This window comes from Kushneria konosiri (assembly GCF_002155145.1).
In the GTDB taxonomy this organism is placed as follows: Bacteria; Pseudomonadota; Gammaproteobacteria; order Pseudomonadales; family Halomonadaceae; genus Kushneria; species Kushneria konosiri.
Genome location: NZ_CP021323.1, coordinates 686203 through 710398, shown reverse-complemented (window position 1 = coordinate 710398; position 24196 = coordinate 686203). Strand labels below are relative to the sequence as shown.

General features: G+C 60.1%; 19 protein-coding genes and 1 riboswitch. Of the genes, 12 read left to right on the top strand and 7 right to left on the bottom strand.

Annotation, left to right across the window (positions count from 1 at the left end; translation table 11 throughout):
• Positions 1 to 40: 40 nt before the first annotated feature.
• The gene (locus B9G99_RS03295; protein WP_086620741.1) at positions 41 to 1462 is read left to right on the top strand and encodes a sugar porter family MFS transporter; all 1422 of its coding nucleotides are present in this window, start codon (positions 41 to 43) and stop codon (positions 1460 to 1462) included.
• Between the two features lie 65 nt (positions 1463 to 1527).
• Here the strand turns inward: B9G99_RS03295 and B9G99_RS03290 are convergent, their stop codons facing one another.
• From B9G99_RS03290 to B9G99_RS03280, 3 genes are all read right to left on the bottom strand, one after another.
• Positions 1528 to 3219 (bottom strand): NAD-dependent malic enzyme, encoded by a 1692-nt coding sequence (locus tag B9G99_RS03290; protein WP_086620740.1) that lies wholly within the window; start codon positions 3217 to 3219, stop codon positions 1528 to 1530.
• Positions 3220 to 3384: 165 nt separating this feature from the next.
• On the bottom strand, positions 3385 to 4737 hold the full coding sequence (locus tag B9G99_RS03285; protein ID WP_086620739.1) for a YdgA family protein: 1353 nt from the start codon (positions 4735 to 4737) through the stop codon (positions 3385 to 3387).
• A 53-nt stretch (positions 4738 to 4790) separates the two neighbouring features.
• On the bottom strand, positions 4791 to 5675 hold the full coding sequence (locus B9G99_RS03280; protein ID WP_227875914.1) for a CvfB family protein: 885 nt from the start codon (positions 5673 to 5675) through the stop codon (positions 4791 to 4793).
• An 82-nt stretch (positions 5676 to 5757) separates the two neighbouring features.
• A riboswitch (Fluoride riboswitch) is annotated at positions 5758 to 5845 on the top strand.
• Positions 5846 to 5927: 82 nt separating this feature from the next.
• On the opposite strand from B9G99_RS03280, the gene crcB reads away from it, so the two are divergent.
• From crcB to B9G99_RS03220, 11 genes are all read left to right on the top strand, one after another.
• A complete protein-coding gene (crcB, locus tag B9G99_RS03270; RefSeq protein WP_086620736.1) occupies positions 5928 to 6317 on the top strand; it encodes a fluoride efflux transporter CrcB in 390 nt (129 codons plus the stop codon).
• 156 nt (positions 6318 to 6473) lie between these two features.
• Positions 6474 to 7508, top strand: a complete 1035-nt coding sequence (gene pstS, locus B9G99_RS03265) for a phosphate ABC transporter substrate-binding protein PstS (protein ID WP_086620735.1) — start codon at positions 6474 to 6476, stop codon at positions 7506 to 7508.
• Positions 7509 to 7600: 92 nt separating this feature from the next.
• Positions 7601 to 8566 carry a phosphate ABC transporter permease subunit PstC gene (gene pstC, locus B9G99_RS03260; protein WP_227875913.1) on the top strand — a complete coding sequence of 322 codons (966 nt, stop codon included), beginning with the start codon at positions 7601 to 7603 and terminating at the stop codon, positions 8564 to 8566.
• Between the two features lie 11 nt (positions 8567 to 8577).
• Positions 8578 to 9420 carry a phosphate ABC transporter permease PstA gene (gene pstA, locus B9G99_RS03255; protein ID WP_227875912.1) on the top strand — a complete coding sequence of 281 codons (843 nt, stop codon included), beginning with the start codon at positions 8578 to 8580 and terminating at the stop codon, positions 9418 to 9420.
• A 26-nt stretch (positions 9421 to 9446) separates the two neighbouring features.
• Entirely contained in the window at positions 9447 to 10274 is an 828-nt protein-coding gene (pstB, locus tag B9G99_RS03250) for a phosphate ABC transporter ATP-binding protein PstB (RefSeq protein WP_418268963.1), read from the top strand.
• Positions 10275 to 10540: 266 nt separating this feature from the next.
• Entirely contained in the window at positions 10541 to 12211 is a 1671-nt protein-coding gene (locus tag B9G99_RS03245) for a BCCT family transporter (RefSeq protein WP_086620733.1), read from the top strand.
• 246 nt (positions 12212 to 12457) lie between these two features.
• Complete coding sequence (locus B9G99_RS03240; protein ID WP_174678754.1) at positions 12458 to 13168, top strand: extensin-like domain-containing protein; 711 nt, start codon at positions 12458 to 12460, stop codon at positions 13166 to 13168.
• A gap of 213 nt (positions 13169 to 13381) precedes the next feature.
• On the top strand, positions 13382 to 13795 hold the full coding sequence (locus B9G99_RS03235) for a VOC family protein (RefSeq protein WP_086620732.1): 414 nt from the start codon (positions 13382 to 13384) through the stop codon (positions 13793 to 13795).
• Positions 13796 to 14004: 209 nt separating this feature from the next.
• On the top strand, positions 14005 to 14496 hold the full coding sequence (purE, locus tag B9G99_RS03230; RefSeq protein ID WP_086620731.1) for a 5-(carboxyamino)imidazole ribonucleotide mutase: 492 nt from the start codon (positions 14005 to 14007) through the stop codon (positions 14494 to 14496).
• A gap of 74 nt (positions 14497 to 14570) precedes the next feature.
• Positions 14571 to 15689, top strand: a complete 1119-nt coding sequence (locus B9G99_RS03225; protein ID WP_086623253.1) for a 5-(carboxyamino)imidazole ribonucleotide synthase — start codon at positions 14571 to 14573, stop codon at positions 15687 to 15689.
• A gap of 261 nt (positions 15690 to 15950) precedes the next feature.
• Complete coding sequence (locus tag B9G99_RS03220; protein ID WP_086620730.1) at positions 15951 to 17156, top strand: pyridoxal-phosphate-dependent aminotransferase family protein; 1206 nt, start codon at positions 15951 to 15953, stop codon at positions 17154 to 17156.
• A gap of 61 nt (positions 17157 to 17217) precedes the next feature.
• On the opposite strand, the gene B9G99_RS03215 is transcribed toward B9G99_RS03220, so the two are convergent.
• The 4 genes from B9G99_RS03215 to B9G99_RS03200 form a co-directional block, all read right to left on the bottom strand.
• The gene (locus tag B9G99_RS03215; protein WP_086623252.1) at positions 17218 to 19392 is read right to left on the bottom strand and encodes a TRAP transporter permease; all 2175 of its coding nucleotides are present in this window, start codon (positions 19390 to 19392) and stop codon (positions 17218 to 17220) included.
• Between the two features lie 61 nt (positions 19393 to 19453).
• On the bottom strand, positions 19454 to 20467 hold the full coding sequence (locus tag B9G99_RS03210) for a TAXI family TRAP transporter solute-binding subunit (RefSeq protein WP_115504159.1): 1014 nt from the start codon (positions 20465 to 20467) through the stop codon (positions 19454 to 19456).
• 341 nt (positions 20468 to 20808) lie between these two features.
• Positions 20809 to 22203 (bottom strand): sigma-54-dependent transcriptional regulator, encoded by a 1395-nt coding sequence (locus B9G99_RS03205; RefSeq protein WP_086620729.1) that lies wholly within the window; start codon positions 22201 to 22203, stop codon positions 20809 to 20811.
• A complete protein-coding gene (locus B9G99_RS03200) occupies positions 22196 to 24091 on the bottom strand; it encodes a sensor histidine kinase (RefSeq protein WP_086620728.1) in 1896 nt (631 codons plus the stop codon). The genes B9G99_RS03205 and B9G99_RS03200 overlap by 8 nt, the downstream gene beginning before the upstream one ends.
• Between the last annotated feature and the right edge of the window lie 105 nt (positions 24092 to 24196).

Below are 24196 nucleotides of genomic sequence, written 5' to 3'. Positions count from 1 at the left end.
GGGTTACGCTGAAACGATTCAGCCAGCTTCGGGAGTTTTCATGGAACATCATGCAGGGACCGCACAGAAGGGGCTTCGCGGCAAGGCTCTGGTGATTGTGGTGTCAATCATTGCAGCGTTGGGCGGGCTGCTGTTTGGCTATGACACCGGCATCATTGGCGTGGCCCTTTTGGGACTGGCGCGCGATTTTGCCCTCAACGATGCGCTCAAGCAGATCGTGACCGGGGCCATCATTCTTGGCGCGCTGGTCGGGTGTCTGGGCACGGGGCCCATTTCCGATCGCATTGGACGGCGCTGGTCGATCGCCCTGGTCGGGCTGGTCTTTACCATCGGCTCGATCATGTCGGCAGCAGCCCCCAGCGTGGGCGTACTGATTCTGGCCCGCTTTATTCTGGGACTGTCGGCGGGTAGCGCCACACAGATCATTCCGGTTTACATCGCCGAGGTGACGCCGCCGGCGCATCGCGGCAAGCTGGTGGTGATGTTCCAGTTCATGGTGGTCTTTGGCATCCTGGTCGCCTATCTCACCGGCTATGCGCTGGGGCATCAGTGGCGCTGGATGTTTGCGCTCGGCATCATCCCTTCGGTCATTTTGATGATTGGCATGCTGTTGCTGCCGGAAAGCCCGCGCTGGTTGCTGGGTAAAAATCGTGAAAGCGAGGCGCTGGGCATTCTGGAGCGTGTGAGAGGCAATCGAAAGGGCGCTCAGCAGGAGCTTGACGAAATCAAGGAGATTGCTGCGCAGCCGGAAGGCAGCTGGCGGGATCTGTTCAGCTCGTGGGTGCGGCCGGCCCTGATCGCGGGCTTTGGTATTGCGATGTTCTCCCAGATTACCGGCAACAATGCGCTGATCTACTATGCGCCCACCATTCTGAGTGATGCCGGTTTCGGCGACAGCGCTTCGGTGCTGGCGGCGGTAGGTGGGGCGGTGCTGATCAACCTGGCCACCGTATTGGGCATCTTTCTGGTCGACCGGATCGGTCGCAAGCGCTTTCTGCTCTGGATGGTGCCGGGTTCGGCCGTGGCACTGGTCATCATGGGCGCGCTTTTTGTTGGTGGCTCTCCGGACAATCCGGCGGCGCAGTGGACGCTGGTGGCATGTCTTGCCATTTATATGGCGCTCAACTCAAGCTTTGGTGTCTGCCTGTGGCTGATCAATGCCGAGGTTTATCCGCTGTTTGTACGTGGCAAGGGGGCAAGTGTGGGCGCCTTCAGCCACTGGGTCTTCAACCTGCTGGTTACCCTGACCACGCTGTCGCTGATCGGAGCGCTGGGCACCTCTGGTACCTTCTGGCTCTATGCGCTGATCACCATCATTGCACTGGTATTTATCGTGCGCTATGTGCCCGAAACGAAAGGGCGCTCGCTTGAGCAGATCGAGGCGGACCTGCGTAACGGCACCTTCTTTCCGGCCAAACGTAAAAAGGTCGCGAAGGGCAAGGAGAGTGCAGCAAGCGTCTGAACCTTGGCTGACCCATTAAAAAAGGGCGCCTTCGGGCGCCCTTTTTGTGGTCAGTACGATCCGGCCTAGTAGGAGGCGCGACGATACTGACGGTAGCGCGGTCGCCAGAAGTTGGCATCGATGGCCTGACGAATGGTGTCGTCATCGGTTTCAAGAGCCACGCCATCTTCCTGAGCGCGTTTGGCCACGGCGATGGCGATTTTCTGGCTGACTTCCTGAATATCGGACAGCGGTGGCAGGACAGCACCCTTGCCTTCAAGTGCGACCGGTGAGCAGTCGGCCAGTGCTCTCGAAGCTGCCATCAGCATGCCATCGGTGATGCGCGAGGCCCTGGCGGTAATGGCGCCCAGACCCACGCCCGGGAAGATATAGGAGTTGTTGCACTGGGCAATGGGGATCTTTCGATCACCGATGGTGACCGGCTTGAAAGGGCTGCCGGTCGAGACCAGTGCCTCGCCATTGGTCCATTCCAGAATCTCGCGCGGGGTAGCCTCGATGCGCGACGTCGGGTTGGACAGCGGCATCACCAGCGGCTCACTGCAGTGCTGGTGCATGGTCTTGATGACTTCTTCGGTAAAGAGCCCGCGCTGACCCGAGACGCCAATCAGGATGGTGGGTTTGGCATTGCGTACCACGTCGATCAGGGCCAGATCACCAGTGCCGGTATCCCAGTCGCCAAGGTCGGTGCGTTTTTGCACCAGACGCCGCTGGAAGTTGACCAGGTTGCTCATGTCATCGGTCAGAAGGCCGTAGCGATCGATCATGAAAATGCGCTTGCGGGCCTCTTCTTCGCTGAGCCCCTCTTCCTGCATCGCAAGCACAATGTGCTCGGCAATGCCGCAGCCGGCGGAGCCTGCACCGACAAAGGCAACGCGCTGTTCGGAAAGCTTTTCGTTCTTGGCCTTGCAGGCCGAGAACAGGGTGCCCAGTGCGACGGAGGCGGTGCCCTGAATATCATCGTTGAAGCAGCAGATCTCATCGCGATAGCGCTCCAGCAGCGGCATGGCGTTGGCCTGGGCGAAGTCCTCGAACTGAATGATGGAGTTGGGCCAGCGACGCTTGATGCCCTGAATGCACTGGTCAACAAATTCGTAATAGGCCTCACCGGTGACACGCTCGTGACGCCAGCCCATGTACATGGGATCGTCCAGCAGGTCCTGATTGTTGGTGCCGACATCCAGCACGATCGGCATGGTGTAGGCCGGGCTGATACCGCCACAGGCGGTATAGAGAGAGAGCTTGCCGATCGGGATGCCCATGCCGCCGATGCCCTGATCACCCAGACCGAGAATACGCTCACTATCGGTGATCACGACCACCTTGACGTTGTCCTTGGTGGCACTGTGCAGGATATCGGTAATGTAATCGCGGTGGTCATAGGAGATGAAGATGCCGCGATGAGAGCGATAGATCTGGGAGAAGGACTGGCACGCCTCGCCGACGGTGGGCGTGTAAATGATCGGCAGCATCTCCTCAAGATGATCTTCCAGCAGCCGGAAGAACAGGGTTTCGTTGCTGTCCTGAATCGAGCGCAGATAGATATGACGATCCAGATCGCTGCCCTGCTGGGCATATTGCTGGTAGGCACGCTCGGCCTGCTCTTCGATCGTTTCGATGTTTTGCGGCAAAAGGCCCATCAGGTTGAACTGAATGCGCTCCTCAAGTGAAAAGGCACTGTCCTTGTTGAGCAGCGGTGTTTCAAGAAGGGTGGGCCCTGAATGCACGATATAGAGCGGGCGAGAAGGATTCTGGGACATCGTCATGACTCGCTGTAGACAGAAAGTGAAGAAATACCCCGGTCATGCATGATGCGTCAGGGTATCGGTTGGGTCGTTTATCGCTGACGGCGCTCCCACTATAGCCATCTCTCGGGACGCAACACAGCGCGACCATGGCCTGGCGCGCACGCCAGGCCGAATGGATCAGCCGTTCAGGGACATCAGCAGCAGGGGCAGCATCATGTAAAGCTCCGGATGTGACTTACCGTTGACGCGAAGGTCCTGGCTGTTCATTTCGATATCCATGCGATATCGATCGCCATCACGTGCCAGTAGCCCTTCCTGCTCGAGGCCCTGAAGCGTCTGCTCCGGACGGGCATCTGGATCGGAAAGCGTCATCAGGTGCATGAGCAGCGTACGATCCGAGGCCATGTCCAGCGTCAGGTTCCCACGCTCAAGCGCTGTGGCAAGCGGTTTGCCTTCGGTATCCATCGGGCGGAAGTCCAGTGCCAGCTTGCCTTCAAGCGACCCCTGAGGGGTGTTGAGGCCCGCGACCGTTATTTCTGCAGACGGGGCCCCCTTCAGAGCCTCCAGCAGATATCGCGTCATGATGTTCTGTACCTGCCCCGTGACCTGATCTTCGTCCAGCGAGTCATCCACACCGGCCAGTTCGGTCAGCAGCGTGCGGGTGGCCTCGCGAGGAAGGTGCTTGAGCGCCAGGGTCTGGGTAGCACTGTTGATGATCAGTGGCTCGGCAAGCTCCGGATCCTTCATCAGCAGGTTGCTGATCTGCCAGGAGGCGTTCATTGACAGGCCGTCGTCACCGTTGTCGCGCAGCTGACCCTGGCCGTCCAGGCCCAGCTTCAGGCTTACGCCTTCAGCATTGTCCTGAAGGTTCAGCTGGCCCAGGGTTGTTTTGAAGCGAGCGTCCCAGAAGTTGTCGATGTTGGGCCAGTCGGGGCCGCCGGCGCCGCTGCTGTCCATCTTCAATGACTTGAGCGTCAGCGTGGCGTCGTCACTGTGAAAATCCAGAGAGGGGATCGAGACGCTGGATTCGGTGCGATCACCGTCAAGCCGGTAGTGGCCCTTCATGCCGCCCCAGGCCAGGCGGGCGTCAGGGCTTTCGGGAACCTGGGTGTCGTCAAAGGCCGGCGACTGCCAGTCGATGTTGACGTCATTGCCAAAGCCCACGGTGGTGGTGGCCTCAAGCGCCGGCTGGTCACCGAAATAGTGCGCAACGGCGGCCTGCTGGTCACCAAAGTCGGGGGTGCTGTCGATGCGCGCCCAGCCAAATCCCCATGGGCCATGAGTGATGTGATGATGCACATCGATCTGCAACGGCCCTTCGCGGGTCTCGATCACGGTGCGGGTCACCGCATCAGACGTGCGCCAGCCGCGGTCATAGTCGATGACCTGGGTCGGGGCGCTGTCAGAGACCTGCGCCATGCCATGGCGGAACTCCTGCTCGATCTGCTTGCCGGTGTACCAGGGGGCGGCAGCGCCTGCGACCACGATGATGACTGCTGCAGTACCGATAATGCCCGTTGTCTTGCCCATGAAGATCCCTGAACGTTGATGCAAAATATAAATGTCTCAGCGCCGGGCGCTGATCATGGTTGATTGACCTGTCGTATACCATCGGCATCAATGGTGATCAGCCCTTGCTTATAAAGGCCGCCAATGGCCTTTTTGAAGTTGCCCTTGCTGACACCAAAGGTGCGCTGAATCAGGGCAGGGTCACTCTTGTCGCTGATGGCCAGCCTTCCACCGGCCTTTTGCAGTTGCTCGAGAATCTGTTCGGCCAGCGGCTCTGCCAGTAGTTCACGGCGAGGCTGCAGACTCAGATCCACCTTGCCGTCATCGCGAATCCGATGAATGTAGCCTTTGGTCCGGGTGCCCATGCGCAGCGGACGAATGGCCTCGCTCTTGTGCAAAAGCCCCCAGTGGCGATGATTGATAATGGCGTTGAAGCCCAGGTCGGTCGGACCGGTAATGAGCAGATCGACTTCCTCATCACGCGCGTAATCGGCCGGCTCATGGCTCAGATAGCGGTCCAGCCGCATCGAGGCGGTGATGCGTCGGGTGCGATCATCCAGATAGGCGAACACCACGCAGCGATCGCCCTGACGCAGGGGGCGATGGGTACGCTCTTCAAAATGCGACAGCAGCAGGTCCTTGGGCAGGCCCCAGTCCAGAAAGATACCCACTGGAGTACGCTCGACCACTTCCAGCGCGGCGAACTCGCCCACCTGAATTTTGGGTCGCTCGGTGGTCGCGATCGGGCGGTCTTCGCTGTCGAGATACAAAAAGACCCGCAGCGAGTCGCCCGGCTCGGTGGATAAACCTCGCGGTATCTGGCGCGTCGGCAGAAGAATATCGCCCAGCGTGCCGCCATCGAGGAAAAGCCCGATGGAAGACGTCCTGAGGATTTCAAGCGTATTGAAACGGCCCATTGCCGGCATGGTCACGCCCCGTGAACAGAATAAAAATGCCATGTTAACGCAAACGCCACGATGGCGGGCAGGGGAAGACCCTTCACGGGGCATGGCTTGTCACCATCGCGCGGCAGTGCAATGATTTTCCAAAGGAGATGGCATGCCTCCCGAAGCATGCGCTTCGAACCATCGCGCTCTGACACGTCGTGATTGATGATGCCTGCAACGCCCCGGGGGACGGGGGCAGGTTCGTGTTGATACGACGTTGCTGCCCGTGCCCTCGACATGACCGAGAGATTCGAGGAGTGCTGCATGTGGTTGTCCATTCTTGCCATCGGGTGTGGTGCGGCGCTGGGCGCCAACCTGCGCTGGGCCCTGTCATTGATGCTCAATGCGCTGTTTCCACCGTTGCCGCCCGGGACGCTGGTGGCCAACCTGCTGGGGGCCTGGCTGATCGGCATTGCCTTTGCGCTGTTTAATCTCCTGCCGGAGCTGAGTCCACATTGGAAACTTTTTGTGGTGACCGGTTTTCTGGGCGCGCTGACCACCTTTTCGACCTTCTCGCTGGAGATCACCGGACAGCTTCAGGAAGGACGCTATCTGAATGCATTGGCGGGTATCAGCGCCCATCTTGTGGGTTCGCTACTGATGACGGCGCTGGGCATGGCCTGTGTGGCCCTTGTGCGGCAGTGGCTGCGGTAGTGGGCAGGGGAGATTTATGACAGCGCTGCAATAAAACTGACATATTTGATTGCTAACCTGGCGTCGTATTGAAGCAGCCGCGCCTTTTCTGACAGGCCGGCACGATAACCAGCAGGGCGCCTTGAGCGTTCTGACGCAGGGTAACGGAGCAATCTGATGATCAAGCAAGTCGCTGCAGCCTTCATTGCTACCTCGCTGGCGGCCACCGCCTCGGCCGCGACCATCACCGGTGCCGGTGCGACCTTCCCCTATCCGGTCTATTCGCAGTGGGCCGATGGCTATCAGGACGAGACCGGCAACGGCCTCAACTATCAGGCCATCGGGTCCGGTGGCGGTATCCAGCAGATTACTGCCGGTACGGTCACCTTCGGAGCCAGCGATGCGCCGATGACACCGGAAGAGCTCAAAAAGAACAATCTGGTTCAGTGGCCCCAGATCATGGGCGGCGTGGTGCCGGTCGTGCACGTGGAAGGCGTTGAAGATGGGGCGCTGCGTCTGGACGGTCAGACACTGGCGGACATCTACCGCGGCGAGATCACCACCTGGAACGATGACGCCATCTCGCAGCTCAACCCCGACGTGGATCTGCCAGACACCAGGATTACCCCGGTCTATCGTGCCGAAGGCTCGGGCACCAACTTCCTGTTTACACACTATCTGGCCCAGGTCAGCAGCGATTTCAAAAACGAGATTGGTGAAGGCAAGTCCGTGGCGTGGCCTGCCGGTGTTGGTGCCAAGGCCAACGCCGGGGTGGCAAGCCAGGTCAACGGCATCAACGGCGCCATCGGCTATGTCGAGTCAGCCTATGCCGAGCAGAACGATCTGAATGTGGCGCAGATGAAAAATCAGGCCGGCAACTTTGTGACCGCCGGCAGCGACACCTTCCAGGCCGCGGCCGCCAATGCCGACTGGCAAAATGCTGACGGCATGTATCTGGTGCTGACCAATCAGCCGGGCGATCAGAGCTGGCCGATCGTGGGGGCTTCCTTCATTCTCATGCACACTGAAGTCGACGATGCCAAGGCCGCTGGTGACGCGCTTGCCTTCTTTGACTGGGCATTTGAAAACGGCGATGACATGGCCACCGAGCTCAACTACATCCCGATGCCGGATGGCGTGGTCAACATGATCAAGAAAGACGTCTGGTCGCAGATCAAGGACAGCAGCGGCAAGGCTGTCTGGCAGCAGTAATTCACGGCTGACCTGATGTCTCGGGCCGGGGCCATGTGCCCCGGCTTCTGTCCACCTGACCCACTCATGACGTTCATGTACAGGTATCCATCATGACGACCGGCAGCAGCAGCGTCACACCACAGGCCGCAGAGGGCGATCGGATGCAGAAGCTGTCGGCCAGTGCCCGGGAGCGCACGGCACTCAAGCGCAACGGCATTATTGACCGGATCTTTGAGCTCGGGACCCGTAGCTCGGCGTTGCTGGTGCTGGTACTGCTGGGAACCATCACCGGCTCGCTGGTGATCGCCGGCTGGCCGGCCCTGCAGCAGCTGGGGCTTTCCTTTTTTACCGGCGATCGCTGGGCCGCCAACGTCGAGAATTTTGGCGCGCTGCCGGCCATTTACGGCACGCTGGTGACGTCCCTGATTGCCATCGCCATCGCAGTGCCGGTCTCGCTGGGCATTGCGATCTTTCTCACCGAGCTGTGCCCGCCGAAGCTGCGGCGCACCATTGGCACCATGGTCGAGCTGCTGGCAGGCGTGCCGTCCATCATTTATGGCATGTGGGGCATGGAAGTGCTGGCCCCGTTTCTGCAGTCCCATTTCCCGTCGGTGTTTCCGGCCGGTACCGGACTGACGACGGCCGGATTGATTCTGGCCATCATGATCATCCCCTTTATCACTGCCGTGACCCGCGATGTCATGAATACCGTGCCATCGATCATGCGCGAGTCGGCCTACGGACTGGGCTGTACCACCTGGGAGGTCGTGCGCCACGTGATCTTTCCGTCCGTAAAGGCCGGGATGCTGGGTGGGGTGATTCTCGGCTTGGGCCGGGCGCTGGGAGAAACCATGGCGGTGACCTTCGTGATCGGCAACAACCTTTTCCTGAACGCCACCGTCACCGGGCAGGGCACCTCGATTGCTGCCCTGATCGCCAATCAGTTTTCAGAAGCCGACGGCCTGCAGCGCTCGGCACTTTTGCTGCTGGGTCTGGTTTTGTTTCTGATCACCTTTGCAGTACTGGCACTGGCGCGCTTCATGCTTAATCGCATCAATCAGCGGGCCCCGTCATGAAGGAGGCTGTCATGAATCCTGTTTATCGCCGTCGCCGTATGGCCAATCGCATCATCATGATGGCGTCGCTGCTGGCCTCTGCCTTTGGGGTCATCTGGCTTTTTTTGATTCTTCTGACGCTGGTCACCAAGGGCGTACCGGCCCTGTCACTTGACGTGTTCACCGAGCGCACCCGCATGTCCGGTGGCGGGCTGGGTAACGCCATTCTGGGCTCGCTGATCATGACGGCGCTGGCCACTGTCGGCGGTACCATCATCGGCATCGCGGCCGGCACCTGGCTTGCCGAATACGGCGGTCGCTCACGGCTGGCCAATCTCATTCGCTTTATCAACGATGTGCTGTTGTCGGCACCTTCGATCATCATCGGTCTGTATATCTACGCCGTCGTGGTGCTGCCGATGGGGCACTTTTCGGGCTGGGCCGGGGTGGCAGCGCTGATGGTCATCATCATTCCGGTCGTGATTCGCTCGACCGAGGACATGCTGCTGCTGGTACCCAATTCGCTGCGTGAAGCCGCCGCGGCGCTGGGGGCACATCGCTGGCTGATCGTGCTCAGGGTCTGCTATAGCGGTGCGAAGGCGGGGATCACTACCGGGGTGCTGCTGGGGTGTGCGCGCATCAGCGGCGAGACGGCGCCGCTGCTGTTTACGGCGCTCAACACCAATCAGTGGAATTTTTTCAACATGGGCAGCGAGATGCCCAACCTGCCGATGGTGCTTTACCAGAACATGACCATCAATTCGTTTATTCCCGCTCAGGTGGCGCTTGCGTGGGCAGGGGCACTGATACTGACGGCCGCGGTGCTGATTCTCAATATTCTGGCGCGCGTCAGTGCAGCGCGCTCACAGAAGTAGCATCAAGGGGCTTTCATTTCATGAACATGCGATCAGAGAATTTCACCATGGCGCCCAGGCAGACCTCCCGGAACGCTTCCGGACATACCCATGCTTCAGCCCCTTCCAAGCTGTCGGTCCAGGACCTGAACTTTTACTACGGCAGTTTTCAGGCGATCAAAAACGTCTCGATGGAAATTCCGGCTAATCAGGTCACGGCCTATATCGGCCCCTCCGGCTGTGGCAAGTCGACGCTGTTGCGTTGTTTCAATCGGATGCACGATCTTTATCCGGGACTGAAAACCGAAGGCGGCATTTTGCTGGATGGGCAGGATATCCATGCCTCTGGCGTGGACATCAATCTGCTGCGTGCCCGGATCGGCATGGTGTTTCAAAAGCCGACCCCGTTTCCGATGTCGGTGTATGACAATATCGCCTTTGGCGTGAAGCTCTATGAGCGCCTGTCGCGGCGCGACATGGACGAGCGGGTAGAGTGGGCGCTGAAAAAGGCAGCACTCTGGAACGAGGTCAAGGACAAGCTCAAGACCAACGGGCAGTCGCTGTCCGGCGGTCAGCAGCAGCGCCTTTGCATTGCGCGTACCATCGCGGTCAAGCCGGAAGTGATCCTGCTGGATGAACCGACGTCGGCGCTGGATCCGATTTCGACCGGCTATATCGAGGATCTGATTCACGAATTAAAGACGGACTATACGATCGTGATCGTGACGCACAACATGCAACAGGCGGCGCGAGTCTCGGACATCACGGCATTCATGTATCTGGGGGAATTGATCGAGTGCGGTCAGACCGACCAGATCTTTACCGACCCCGGCAAGAAGCAGACGGAAGACTATATAACAGGGCGTTATGGATAGTGGTCGCTATTGATGCCAGGATGTAATGGTCCTTGGGCGCGAAGAAAGACAGGGGGACACGGATGTGTCCCCCTTTTTCGTGAGCGCCGAGCGTGTTCCCGGGTAGTGAATGCGCACTGGCAATACATCATCGATCAATGGCCGGACGTTTTCGGCCGGTCTTGCGTGGCAGGCGCCAGCGGGTGCCGACACCTTCATGCATTGATCTTGATGTTTTGAACTAGTCTTTAACGACAATCCAACAATGACAGGGGAACGACGCTCTTATGGTTATTGCTCCCAGACAGCGTGTCTTTGTCGCCTCCACGATGATTATCGTGGTCCTTGTGGCCATGGGGGCCATCTTTCCTGACCAGTTCAGTGCTGGCGCCAGCGCGGCACTCAGTGGTGTGACCCATCTCTTCGGGTGGTTTTATCTGCTATCGGTTTTCGGCTTTGTGATCTTTTTGTTGGTTCTTGCCTTCAGCAAGTACGGCAAGATTCGTCTTGGTCCTCAGGAAAGCAAACCGACCTATGACTTCTTCTCCTGGGTCAGCATGCTGCTGGCCGCGGGTTTCGGGGTGGGGCTGGTGTTTTACGGTATGGCCGAGCCGATGACACATTTTTCCAGCCCGCCTTTCGGGGATGTCGAGGGAGAAACGCCTGAAGCGGCGCGGTTGGCCATTCAATATGCGTTTTTCAACTGGGGCGTTCATCAGTGGGCCGCCTTTTCCGTAGTGGGCCTGATTATCGCCTACACCCAGTTTCGCAAGGGGCAGACCGGGCTGGTCTCAACGGTCATGGCCCCCCTGACGGCAAAGCTTGGCCGCGGACGTGTGCTGGCTGGAGGGATACTCAATACCTTTGCCGTGGTCGCGACCGTGATGGGCGTGGCGACCTCCATCGGTCTGGCGGTGTTACAGATCAACGGCGGGCTGCATGCCGTCTTTGATGTTACCGAAGGGCTGATGTGGCAGGGCATCATCCTGTTTGCGATGTTTGTCTGCTATATGCTCTCGACGGTCTCCGGGCTCGACAAGGGGATCAAGCGCCTGTCCAATCTCAACATGGGTCTGTGCCTGGCCCTGATGGCCTATATTCTGATTACCGGACCTACCGTGGCCATTCTGGGCACCATTACCACGGGGCTTGGTGACTATCTACAGAATTTCTTTGCCATGAGTCTGCGTCTGAGCCCTTATACCGAGACCGACTGGGCCAGCAGCTGGACCGTGTTTTACTGGGCCTGGGTCATTGCCTGGTCGCCGTTTGTCGGCACGTTCGTGGCGCGTATCTCGCGTGGCCGGACCATCAAGCAGTATGTCTTCGGGGTGTTGATCGTGCCTCCGATGCTGGCCTGTCTGTGGATTGGCGTCTTTGGCGGGGCGGCCATCCATATGGATATCTTCCAGGGTACGGACCTGGCTCAGGCGACCAGTGACAACATCACCTCGGCGCTGTTCGTGATGTTTGATCAAATGCCGTTCTCCTTCCCGCTGTCGATCGTGGCGATGATCCTGATCTTCATCTTTCTGGTCACCTCGGCCGATTCGGCGGCCTATATCGTCGGGCAGATGACCGACAAGGGGTCGCTCAACCCGCCGCTTTACAAGCGGGTGACCTGGGGGGTGCTGATTGCTGCCATCTGTCTGATTTTGATTTCGGCCGGGGGCGAGAGCGGCCTCAGCGGCCTGCAGTCGGCGGCCGTGGTCTCGGCACTGCCGTTTACGCTGATCATCTACGGCATGGTCTATGTGCTGCTCAAGGAGCTGAGAGCCGATCGTAAACAGATGCTGCTCAACCTCTATCGTCAGCATAACGAGACGCCGGTGGGGGCGGATGCCTTTGAAGCCGACGAGATGTCCGACATGCATGCCGAGCGTATTCGTCGCTCGCCGGGCGTGAAGAACCGCCGAATCCACCGGGATCGGGGGACCGGGCAGATCGAGTCGGAATAAGGGCTGGCGGCTCACTTCAATAGCATCGGGTCGGGCCTTTTGCCTGACCCGATTATCTTTGGCTATTTTTATGATCCGCAATGATGATTAGCCTGTTAATCACTCCTTCCCTATCCTTGATCATGTTTCGAGCCGCCAGACTCGGAGCTGTTTCATCTAGCATCCATGATGCAATGCAACACCCCCTTCTTTCCCGCATGTTTTTCATGCGGGATTTTTTTTGCCTGTCGAACGCTCGGGAGGGACATGCGCTACGTGATGTTGATGATGTTATTGATCCCGGTGCTGGTTGCCATCGGACTCTGGCAGCAGTGGCCGGGCAGCGAGCGCGTGCCTTCACAATACAATCCCTTTGCGCCTCTCAATGTCGACGATCCACTCAATCCGATGACCCGTTTCAAGCTCAAGGCGCTGAATCAGGATCCGCAACGCTGTCTGGCAGCGCTTGCTCGGGCGCGAGCGCAGGGCGCCATTGATTATGTCGAGGTCGGCAGCCCAGAGATCGGCGCCTGTCAGCTCGATCACGCCGTGCGGGTTCGCTCGACGTCGGTCACGTTCGGGAACAGTTTTCTGGCCAGCTGTCCGTTGGCGCTGTCCTGGGTCGTGTTCGAACGACAGCGCCTTCAACCGCTTGCGCGTGACATTTTCGGACAGGACGTTGCCCGGGTGGATCACGTCGGCAGCTTTGCCTGTCGCAATGTCTATCATCGTGCCAGCGGCCGACGCAGTGAACACGCCACGGCCGAGGCCTTCGATGTGATCGGGGTTCGTCTCAAGGATGGTACCCGGGCGACGGTCGCCGGGCACTGGTCGGATGAGGGGCCGCGAGGCGCGCTGCTAAGACAGGCCTTCAAGGGCAGCTGCGACGTGTTCGGCAACTCGCTGGGGCCTGAATACAACGCAGCCCATCGCGATCACTTTCATCTTGGCATGCGCGGTTACGGGCTTTGCCGATAGGTTCTGGTCGCATACGCATCGTCACAAAAAGGGTGGTGTCACTGCCTTGAAGGCTGGCTATGGTATGAGGGCATCGGCTGCAAAAGCTTACTCCCCAACAACAACTTCAAGGAGTTCTGCTGCATGATCACCCTCTGTTGGCCCGCTCACCCCGTCTATCCCTTCCTGTTTCATGCCATGGGCCCTTTTATCGACAGGGGGCGCGCCTGACCCATGTTTACCCATATCCAGCTTGGTACGCGTGATCTACCCCGTCTGGCGGCCTTTTATGATCACGTGCTGGCGCCGATCGGGCTGATTCGTCTGCAAAGCGAGCGCGATGGTGGTCCACCCGATGCCATCTGGCACTATCCGGGCCGGCACTGGCCGCTGTTTGTCATTCAGTATCCCTTCAATGGCCTTCCGGCGACCTGGGGCAATGGTACTCAGGTGAGTTTCATGTCGCCCGATCGGGAGAGCGTCGATGAGGTCTGGCGCCGAGTCATGGCCTGCGGTGGGATCAGCGAAGGCCCGCCCGGCGTGCGCGACTGCTATGGGCCGGATTTTTATGCGGCCTATTGCCGTGATATTGAAGGCAACAAGCTCTGCTTTGTGCATGACAGTACGATGGCTTCATTTCATCAGTGACCCGGGTGTCGCTGCCAACAATACGCCGCTGGTGTTTGCAGTGTGAGCCATCGCTGGCGATTGACCGGTCTCGTGACTATCGTCGTGACTTTCCCCCCCTTGCCCGAGCGAGTATCCTGCACGGTTTTCCAGCATGACGCAGCGCCCTGGCTACCGCCGGCGCTGCACTGTTTCTAGTCGAATGTTCATTGCCGAAAGGGGGAGTGCCGATGCAGCCGCGCGTGGGAGTGATCATGGGATCGAAGTCGGACTGGCCGGTGATGGAGCATGCCGTCAACATGCTGACGCGTCTGGGGGTGGCTTACGAGACTCGTGTTGTCTCTGCCCACCGTACGCCGGATATGATGTTTGAATATGCCAGCACCGCCGCCGAGCGGGGCATTGAAGTCATCATCGCCGGCGCCGGCGGTGCCGCGCATCTGCCCGGTATGGTGGCCTCGAAAACGCCGCTGCCCGTGCTGGGTGTACCGGTCGAGTCCAAGGCACTCAAGGGCATGGATTCGCTGCTTTCGATTGCCCAGATGCCGGGAGGGATTGCCGTGGGCACGCTGGCCATAGGCAAGGCCGGCGCCACCAATGCCGGGCTTCTGGCGGCCCAGATCATCGGTACGCATGACGCTGAGGTACGCCGTGCCGTCGAGGCCTTCCGTGCCGAGCAGACTCAAAACGTTCTGGATAATCCCGACCCCGGCGCAGAATAATACGGCTTGAAACAGTACTGCCAAAAGGTACTGGCGCAGATTCCTTTACCCTTGTTGATGAGTGAGAGATGGCCATGCAGATCGGCATTCTGGGAGCAGGACAGCTCGGACGCATGATGGCACTGGCGGGCCTGCCGCTGGGTCAGCAATTTACCCTTCTGGACCCCGGCGGCACGCCCAGTGCCGGCATTGGTGAGCTGCTGACCGGCAGCGATGACGACACCCTTGAGGCGTTCATCGAACGCGCTGACGTCGTCACCTATGAATTCGAACACCTGCCGGTCACGCTTTTGGAGCGCATCGAGCAGGTACGCCCGGTCTATCCGTCAAGCCGTGCCATTGCGGTATGCCAGCATCGCGCCAAAGAGAAGGCGTTATTCTCGCAGCTGGGCATCCCGACGCCTGAATATCGCCTGGTCGACAGTGCGCAGGCGCTCGAGGCTGCTGCGCGTGAGCTGGGCTGTCCGGTCGTGGCCAAGTCCACCACCGAGGGCTATGACGGCAAGGGCCAGGCGGTGTTGCGCACGCCCGAGCAGGCCGCTGAAGCGTGGCAGAGCATTGGCCATGACCAGTTGGTGGTTGAGGCTTTCGTGGATTTCGTGCGGGAAGTTTCCCTGATTGCCGTGCGCGGGCGTGATGGGGAAGTGCGTTCGTATCCGATCACCGAAAACCAGCACGAAGAGGGCATTCTGCGCTACTCGGTAGCGCCGCTGCCGGATGTGGATCAGACCCTGCAGGCCACGGCGGATGGCTATATCCAGAAGCTGCTGGATGAGCTGGACTATGTCGGTGTGCTGTCGCTGGAGCTTTTCCAGACGCGCGACGGCAGGCTTTTGGCCAACGAGATGGCGCCTCGAGTGCACAATTCCGGTCACTGGACCATGAATGGTGCCGTGACCAGCCAATTTGAAAACCACCTGCGGGCCATTGCCGGGCTGCCGCTGGGCGATACCGCCCCGCGTGGTCTGACCTGCATGGTCAATGTCATCGGTGAAGAGGGCGACAGCGCCGCGCTGCTGGCGCTTGAGGGGGTGCATCTGCATCGCTATGGCAAATCACCACGCGCCGGGCGCAAGCTGGCCCACATCAATGTGGTGGCCGATGACTACGCAACGCTCATGCAGCGGGTGCATGCAGTCACTGCCCTGTTGCCCGGGGCGTTTGACAACACCATGCACTGGAACAACGTCTGACGCGTTCCAGATGTCTACAGGGGCTGTCCGGCCCCTGTAGACAGGCCATGCCCCTCATCTCCTCCCCGTCGTCCAAACGGCGTCTTCACCTCCATACGCTCATAAGGCCCGCCCGGGCAATGCGGCATTGCCTTGATCAGGTTCTGGTGATCTTTCGCTTGTCGACGTTTTCAGAGCGTGGGCATACTGGACGGCTCGCGCAGGTGCCACCGCTGGGTGGTGGCGCCTCAAACTGTCCGATCCCATCTCAAGGAGAGGGTGATGTCGTATACCGTGCCTGATATCGAACCCCTGGAAAGCATTCTGCCCGATGAGCCGCTGCTCATGATGGGCGCGGGCCCCGTGCCCATTCCGGCTCGGGTGGCGGCGGCCAACGGTATTGTCATCAATCATCTGGGCGAGACCATGGCGCGCATCATCGAGCAGGTCAAGGCGATGTCGCGTTATGTCTTTCAGACCGAGTCACGCCATATTCTGGGTGTGGCGGGGCCCGGGTCGGCGGCGATGGAAATGGCGATCATCAATCTGGTCGATCCGGGGACCCGAGTGTTGACCATCAATAACGGCTTTTTCAGCAGCCGGCTGGGCGAGATGGCCCGCCGCGCCGGCGGAGAGGTCGTGGAGATGAACGCCGGTGTGGCCTGCGCTGCCAGTGAAGCTGATGTCATCGAGGCCATCCGGACACATCGCCCGCGTGTGTTGACCATCGTGCAGGGCGAAACCTCCAGCACCGTGTTCAACCATACCCTGCCGGCCATCTGTCGGGCAGCGGCTGAGGCGAACTGCCTGGTGGTCTGCGATGCGGTCTGTACGCTGAGCACCATGCCGCTGGAGATGGATGCCTGGGGGGTAGATGTGGTGATCACCGGTGGTCAGAAGGGGCTGAGCTCGATTCCCGGCGTGTCACTGATCGCCTTTTCCAATCGCGCCTGGGAGGTCATCGAGCAGCGCACGCGCACGCTGACCCATTGGTGTCTTGATGCTCGACTGGCGCATCAGTTCTGGTACAACAAGTCCTATCATTACACCGCGCCGGTCTCGGGCATTCTGGCGCTGCACGAGGCGCTGCGACTGGTATGTCAGGAAACCCTGTCCAGACGCTTTGATCGACACCTGCGCTGCTCCAGGGCGTTGCAGGCAGGCATTGAAGGGTTGGGGCTTGAGCTTTATATCGAAGGCCCCTCGCGGCTGAACTCGGTAGTCGGCATTCATCTCCCCGAGGGGCTGGCGCAGGCCGATCTGATGGCTCACATCTCGAGCCATCACGGTGTGGAGATTTCCGGCGCCTTTGGGGCCAACATCGTGCGAATCGGTCAGATGGGCGAGCAGTGCCGCACGCATCATCTGTTTCGTACCCTGCATGCGCTGGGCACCAGCGTGCGCTCGCTGGGTTACAGGGTCGATGTGCCGGCGGGTATGGCAGCCCTGGAACTGGGCCTTTCGGGCTATCAGCCGGTATTTGCCTGAGCTGTTAGCCCAATGAAAAGGGCCCCGCCATGCGGGGCCCTTCGGCGGGCATAACCAACGATCATGTCGTGGCCATCTGCGGTGTGTTGCGGTCATTGTGATGGCGGCGCTGAAAAACGATCAGACCGACGGCGATGGCAATCCCGGCCAGATCGCTATAAATACCGCCATAGATCATGCACAGCGCTCCGATAAACATGACGACCCGCTGCCATGCCTTCACCGGGCCAAAGAACCAGGCCTGAACGGTGGCGGAGAGCAGCACGATGCCCATGGTGGCCGTGACGCCAACGCGCGCAATCTGCAGCCAGCTGCCTTCCATCAGCATGGCCGGGCTGTAGAAGAACATGAAGGGCACGATAAAGGCGGCCAGACCGATCTTGAACGAGGCCACCGAGGTGCCCATGGCGTTGTCCCCTGAAATGCCGGCCGCGGCATAGGAGGCCAGAGCCACCGGCGGAGTGATCGCCGAGACCACGGCGAAGTAGAACACAAAGAAGTGTGCCACCAGCGGCTCGATGCCAATGCCGATCAATCCCGGTGCCACTACCGAGGCGGCCACCGCATAGGCGGCGGTCGTCGGCATCCCCATCCCCAGCAAAATGCTGATCAGCATGGCGAAGAACAGTGCCAGCAGCTGACTGACACCCGCCAGACCCAGCAGCAGCGAGGAGAAGCGCGCGCCCACCCCGGTCAGGCCGATGACACCGACGATCAGACCGGCGCAGGCACATACCGCGATAATCTGGATCGACATCGTGCCGCCCAGCTGCAGGGCACGCAGGATTGCTGCGGGACCCATTTTGTTGGGCGAGATCCAGCTGACAATGGCCGCCGAGGCAGTGGCCAGGGTACCGGCGCGAATCACCGAATAGCCCATGAAGAGTGCAGCGACCAGAATGATGATCGGGGCGAACAGGTAGGCGTGGCGTGCCAGTTTCGAGAACTTTGGAATCTCGTCCCGGGTCATGCCACGCATGCCCTTGCGAGCGGCCTCGAAGTCGACCATGAAGTAGATCGAGGCGAAATAGAGGATGGCCGGAATCACCGCCGCGATGGCGATCTCGGTATAGGGAATGCCGGTGATCTCGGCCATGATGAAGGCGCCTGCCCCCATGATTGGCGGCATGATCTGCCCACCGGTCGAGGCGGCCGCTTCAATGGCGCCGGCACTGCGGGCGGGGTAGCCAACCTTTTTCATCAGCGGGATGGTCAGCGAGCCGGTGGAGACGACGTTACCGGCGCTGGTGCCGTTGATCATGCCCATCAGGCCGGAGGCAAAGATCGATACCTTGGCCGGGCCGCCGCGCGCGCGTCCTGCGGCCGCGAAAGCGAAGTTGACGAAGTAGTCACCCACCTTTGATGCCTGCAGAAAGGCCGCAAAGATGATGAACAGGATGATGTAGGTCGAGGAGACTGCGGTAGTCGGTCCCAGGACGCCGGCATCGGTGTAGACCTGACTGAAGAAACGGTTGACGGACAGTCCCGGGTAGCCGAGGAAGCCCGGCAGGAAAGGGCCGGCAAACACATAGGCGATGAAGATGGCAGCGATGATGACCAGCGCCATGCCAGCCACCCGGCGAGTCAGCTCCAGAATCAGCAGCGAGCCGGCGATCGCCGCCCAGGATATCCCGATCGGTGCGAAGGCGGTACCGGTCGAGGCGCGCAGCGGTGAATTGAACATCAAAAGCAGATAGCTGGAGGCCGCAGCGGCGCAGACCATCAGCACCACTTCTGCGATGGGTAGATGGCCGCGCGGGCGCCGAATCGCCCAGGAGAGCATGATGGCCCCCACGGTGGCGACGATCAGTGGGACGCCGAACTGCCAGGTCTCGATGGACGGATCAATGCGCATGGTACCGCCGGCCATGGCCTGGTGCATCATGAAGACCTGTACCAGCGCATAGAGGGCGGGCAGCAGCATGACGCCGGCAATACCGTCCAGCCAGCGCGGTGAGGTTCTTTCACCGTCTTCAGCAAAGCGCGCCCCGGTATAAAGGCCAAAGCCGAGAATCAGCGCGCCGCAGACGTGCAGGATACGAAATGTCCAGGTCTCGATCGGATAGACATTGAGCGAAATCAGGTGAAAGCTGGTATAGGCCACGGCCATGGCGGCGAACAGCCACCAGAGGCGGCCGGAGAAGACGCGTCGGGTCGGCTCGACGACATCGTTGTCAACGCCGTCGGCGATGATCATGTCATCTTCAGGCGTCTGATTATTGTGCTGGTTGGACATGGTGGTCACCCCGAGTGATTCAAAAAACGGCGCCGCCCCGAGCACGAGGCGGCGACGAGTCTTACTGACGGATCAGTGAGGGGTCGATGTCGTAACCGTTCTCCTCATACCAGCGCACGGCGCCCGGATGGTAGGGCAGCACGGTGTTGTACTTGAGGTTCTCCGGTACGCTATTGGCCGCACTGCGGTGGATATCACGCATGCGGTCGTTGTTTTCCATGCTCACCTTGACGACCTGATAAACGAAGTCTGCCGGCAGATCACAGTTGGCGATGGTGAAGTTCCACATCGATACGGCACGAAGATCGTGATCCAGCGTGCTGTAGGTGCTGGCCGGGATGGTGAACGGCGCGACCGGGAAGTTTTTGACGATCTTTTCCTGCTGTGCTTCGGTGAACTCGACGAAGTTGACGCCGGTCTGGACTTCCAGCTGACTGACGGCCGGGATGGGAATGCCGGCGGCAAAGGCGACCACATCGATCAGACCATCCTGCAGCTGGCTGCCAAGGTCGGACCAGCCGCCGTTGCGGCGCTCATACTCCACGCCCAGTTCTGACAGAATCGCCGGGAAATAGGTGTCAGAGGTCGATGCCGCCGGGCCAAAGCCGATGCGCGCGCCATCGGGGATGCTGTCGATACTGTCGATACCACTGCTGGAGAGGGCGGCCACCGAGAAGGGCGTTTCATACATCGGGAACAGCGCACAGACGTTGTCCATCTTCATGCCCGGCGCCAGCGGACTCTCGCCGTTGAGGGCCTGAGCGGCAGGCCCCATGGTGGTCAGACCCAGCGCGACATCGCCGCTATGGACCAGCGCCATGTTCTGGGTCGGGCCGCCGGTAATCTCACCGCCGCCGGAAATGCCCAGTTCTTCGGCAATCAGGTTGGCCCAGCCGGAACCATAGACGTAGTACGTCCCGCCCTGGCTGGCAGTGGCCACGGTGATGCTGTTCGGCCAGTCGCTGCGGTCAACGCTATCGCCGGCCTGGGCTGCGCCGATGGTGGTCAGAGATACTGCCGTCGTAACCGAGGCCGCGACAGTCAGGGCAAAAGTATTGCGTGACAGGGTTGGCATGATGGAGCTCCCGTTATGATTGGACTTTTTGAAGGACACCGACCAGGGCGTCGATGTGCATCACACTTCGGGAGTGGCAAGCGATGCGCCATTTACCGTTTTTTTAAACGATGTCAGAGGGTTATGGTTTTGCGTTGCAACTTTGGTCGCGTGTGAAAGGGTGGGAAAATGGCGGATATCCACATTTTTCCACATCAGTGGTGTGCGGAAATCCGCACAACGGTGCTGTCAGGGTATGAAAGACGCTACCAGCGCCACCGAAGAGACGCTTTTCGAGTCTAAAGTATAACGGTGAAGGCCGTTTCAAGGCTGAGCCGGAGCCGCTTTTGAACGTTCAACGGTCAGACTTGAGGGTCATCACTGCCTTCACGTCGATAGGCCTCGGCACGCAGATCGTGCTTTTTCAGCTTGTCATAAAGCGTTTTTCTTGGCACATCAAGGTGCTCGCAGGCCTCACTGATTCGGCCACGACAGCGGGCCAGCGCCTGATCAATCAGACTTTTTTCGAACATCTCGACCTGGCGGGCCAGCGACAGCTCGCTGGCATCGCCGTCAATACTGCCGAGCAGGGCATCCAGGCGGTAATCGTAGGCACTGCCGATCAGTACGTAGCGCTCGGCAAGGTTGCGCAGTTCGCGCACATTGCCGGGCCAGTCGTGGGCCAGCAGTACGGCCACGCCTGCGCTGTCGAGCGGGGGCACCTCAAGGCTGCTGCGGGTCGCCGCGACCACGGCAAAGTGCTGAAACAGCAGCGGGATATCCTCGCGCCGCTCGCGCAGCGGTGGAATCGGCAGGGTGACCACGTTAAGCCGGTAGTAGAGATCCTCGCGAAAACGCCCCGCTTCGGCAGCGGCTTTCAAATCCACCTTGGTGGCCGCGATCACGCGGATATCCAGTTCGATGGCCTCATTGGCGCCAAGGCGTTCGATAGCGCGCTCCTGAAGCACCCGCAGTAGCCGCACCTGCAGCGTCAGCGGCATGGATTCAATCTCGTCGAGAAAGACCGTGCCCCCCTGGGCATATTCGAACTTTCCAATGCGTCGCTCTACCGCACCGGTAAAGGCTCCTTTTTCGTGGCCGAACAGCTCCGATTCGATAATGCTCTCCGGCACGGCGCCACAGTTGATGGCAACAAATGGCGCGCCACTGCGGCGGCTGCGCTCATGAATGGCGCGGGCAACCAGATCCTTGCCGGTACCGGTCTCACCAAACAGCAGGACATCGGCCTCTACCTGACTGATGCGTGACACCATGGTGGCCAGCTGGGCGATCGCTGCGGTACGTCCTACCAGTCTTGGTCCTGGCGCTGACTGCTGGGCCTCCAGTTCGGCGCGCAAGTGGCGGTTTTCCAGTGCCAGCCTTCGGGTTTCGGCGGCGCGGCGTACCACTTCCACCAGCTCATCGCCGGCAAAGGGTTTCTCGACGAAGTCCCAGGCCCCATCGCGCATGGCGGTAACCGCGGTGGAGACATCGCCATGACCGGTAATCAGAATCACCGGCAGCTCCGGGTCACGGGCATGTACCTCGCGCAGCAGTGCCATGCCATCCATGCCCGGCATGCGGATATCGCTGATCAGCACGCCAGGAAAGTCCTTCTCCAGAATCTCCAGAGCCTTCTCTGCACTGGCCACCGGTAGCGGCCGGTAGCCGGCCAGTTCCAGCGTCTGGCCGGTGGTGAAGCGCAGGTGGGGTTCATCGTCAACGATGATCACTGGCGTGGCAGGGCGATCAGGCATCAGCAGGATTCTCCGAGGGTAGTGACGATGGGTGGGCAGCAGGTAGCTGGATCACAAATAGCGCGCCACCTTCAGGACGATTGCGAGCTTCGAGATGACCGCCCAGGTCGCTGATGATGCGCTGTGAGATGGAAAGCCCCAGCCCCAGCCCGCTACCGGCAGGGCGAGTGGTATAAAAGGGCTCAAAGAGGTGCTCGAGTGCCTCCTCGCTGAGCCCCGGGCCGCTGTCGGCAACGCTCAGGATAACCCGTTCAGCGTGTTTTTCGACGACCAGTATCAGCTGGCGTTCGACGCTGTCGTTCATGGCCTGCTGAGCATTGCCGATCAGATTGACCAGCACCTGTTCAAGGCGTACCGGATCGGCACGCACCCAGCAGGTTGACTCATCCATGTGCGATACGACCGTAATACTGGATTCTTCCAGGCGCGCTCGAAAAAGGCGCAGCGCATAGTCGAAGCACGCCTGAGCCGAGACATCGGTCAGCGTTTCGCTGCCCTTGCGAGAAAACTGTCGCAGCTGGGCGCTGATGGCCGCCATGCGTTCGACCAGTTCGGAAATCTGCGCGAGATTGGTGTCGGCATCCTCGATGCGGTGGCGTGCCAGCAATGTACGAGCGTTGTCGGCATAGGCCCGGATGGCGCCAAGAGGCTGATTGAGCTCGTGGTTGATGCTGGCGGCCAGTTGACCCAGTACGGCCAGACGGGCTGCCTGAACCAGTTCGTCGCGAGTCTGGCGCAGGCTCTCCTCGGCGCGCTTTCGTTCTTCTATCTCCTGAGAGAGATGATGGTTGGAGTCGACCAGTTCGCGGGTGCGAGCCGCCACATGGCGCTCCAGCTCATCTCGAGCATGGGCAAGCGTGTTGCGCTCGCGTTCGGCAAAGCGCTCGCGCTCACGGCGCAATCGATGACGCTGCCAGCCAATGGCGCTTCCCAGTGCGATCAGCATCCAGCTGCCGCCGGCACCCAGTGCGCCCAGCCACTGTGCCCGGGCAATCGGGGTCATCGGTTGCAGAATGTTCAGGCTCCAGTTAAAGCGCGCCAAAGGCTGTGAAAGATTCAGATAGTCCTGGTCGCCAAGACGTACGTGTCGTGCGCCCCCGGGCAGGGTTTCGATCACCTCGAGACCGGACTCGGGCAGGGGCTCATCCGTGTAGCGTCGGGTTGATAAAAGCCCCTTGCGGGCGCTTTCCGAGAGAGGCTGAAGCGCCGTCAGGCGCAGGGCAGGATCGCTCGACATGAAGATGATGCCGTTGATATCGGCCACCAGCAGCGTGGCATCAAGGCTTTGCCACTCACGTTCGATCTCTTCGAGCCCTACCTTGACCACCATCACCCCGTCGGGTGGCATGTCCGATGTATGGCCACTGGCCCGGACCGGAGCCGAAAAATAGTACCCGCGTGCGCCAGATTGTGTGCCCAGAGCGTGAAAGCGACCACTGCGACCATTGATGGCCTGACGGTAATAGCCGCGAAAGGCATAGTTCTGACCCATGAAACTGTCGGTGCGCTGCCAGTTGCTGGCGGCAATGGTAGTGCCGTCATGATCAAGCAGGTAGATGTCTGACACGTCGGCATAGGCGCGTGAGCGATCCAGCAGCTGGTTGAGCGCCCGGGGATCGCGTTCATCCTCTCTCTGAGACAGGAAGCGGCGCACACTCTCACGCGTGGCAAGCAGGTGAGGAAGATAATCGTGGCGGGTAAGGTAGCCGACCAGATTGGCGCGGGACAGCTGCAGGGCGTTGCCGGCGACATGATGAAGCTCCGTCAGTGCCTGCTCGCGAGCCAGCCGCGCGCCCTGCCACATGAGCAGTACCAGAGCGATGCCAAAGGCTGACAGGATCAGCGTACGGCGGACCCTGACCTTTCGTTGAGGTGTATCACCTGTCATTGGATGGCTGACGCTGTGCCATGCCCGTGCCGACGGCCTCGGGCGGCGCATGCTCTCTCCGGTAGAGTCTTGTCAAAACATCACGTTACGCGGATCAGAACGGGG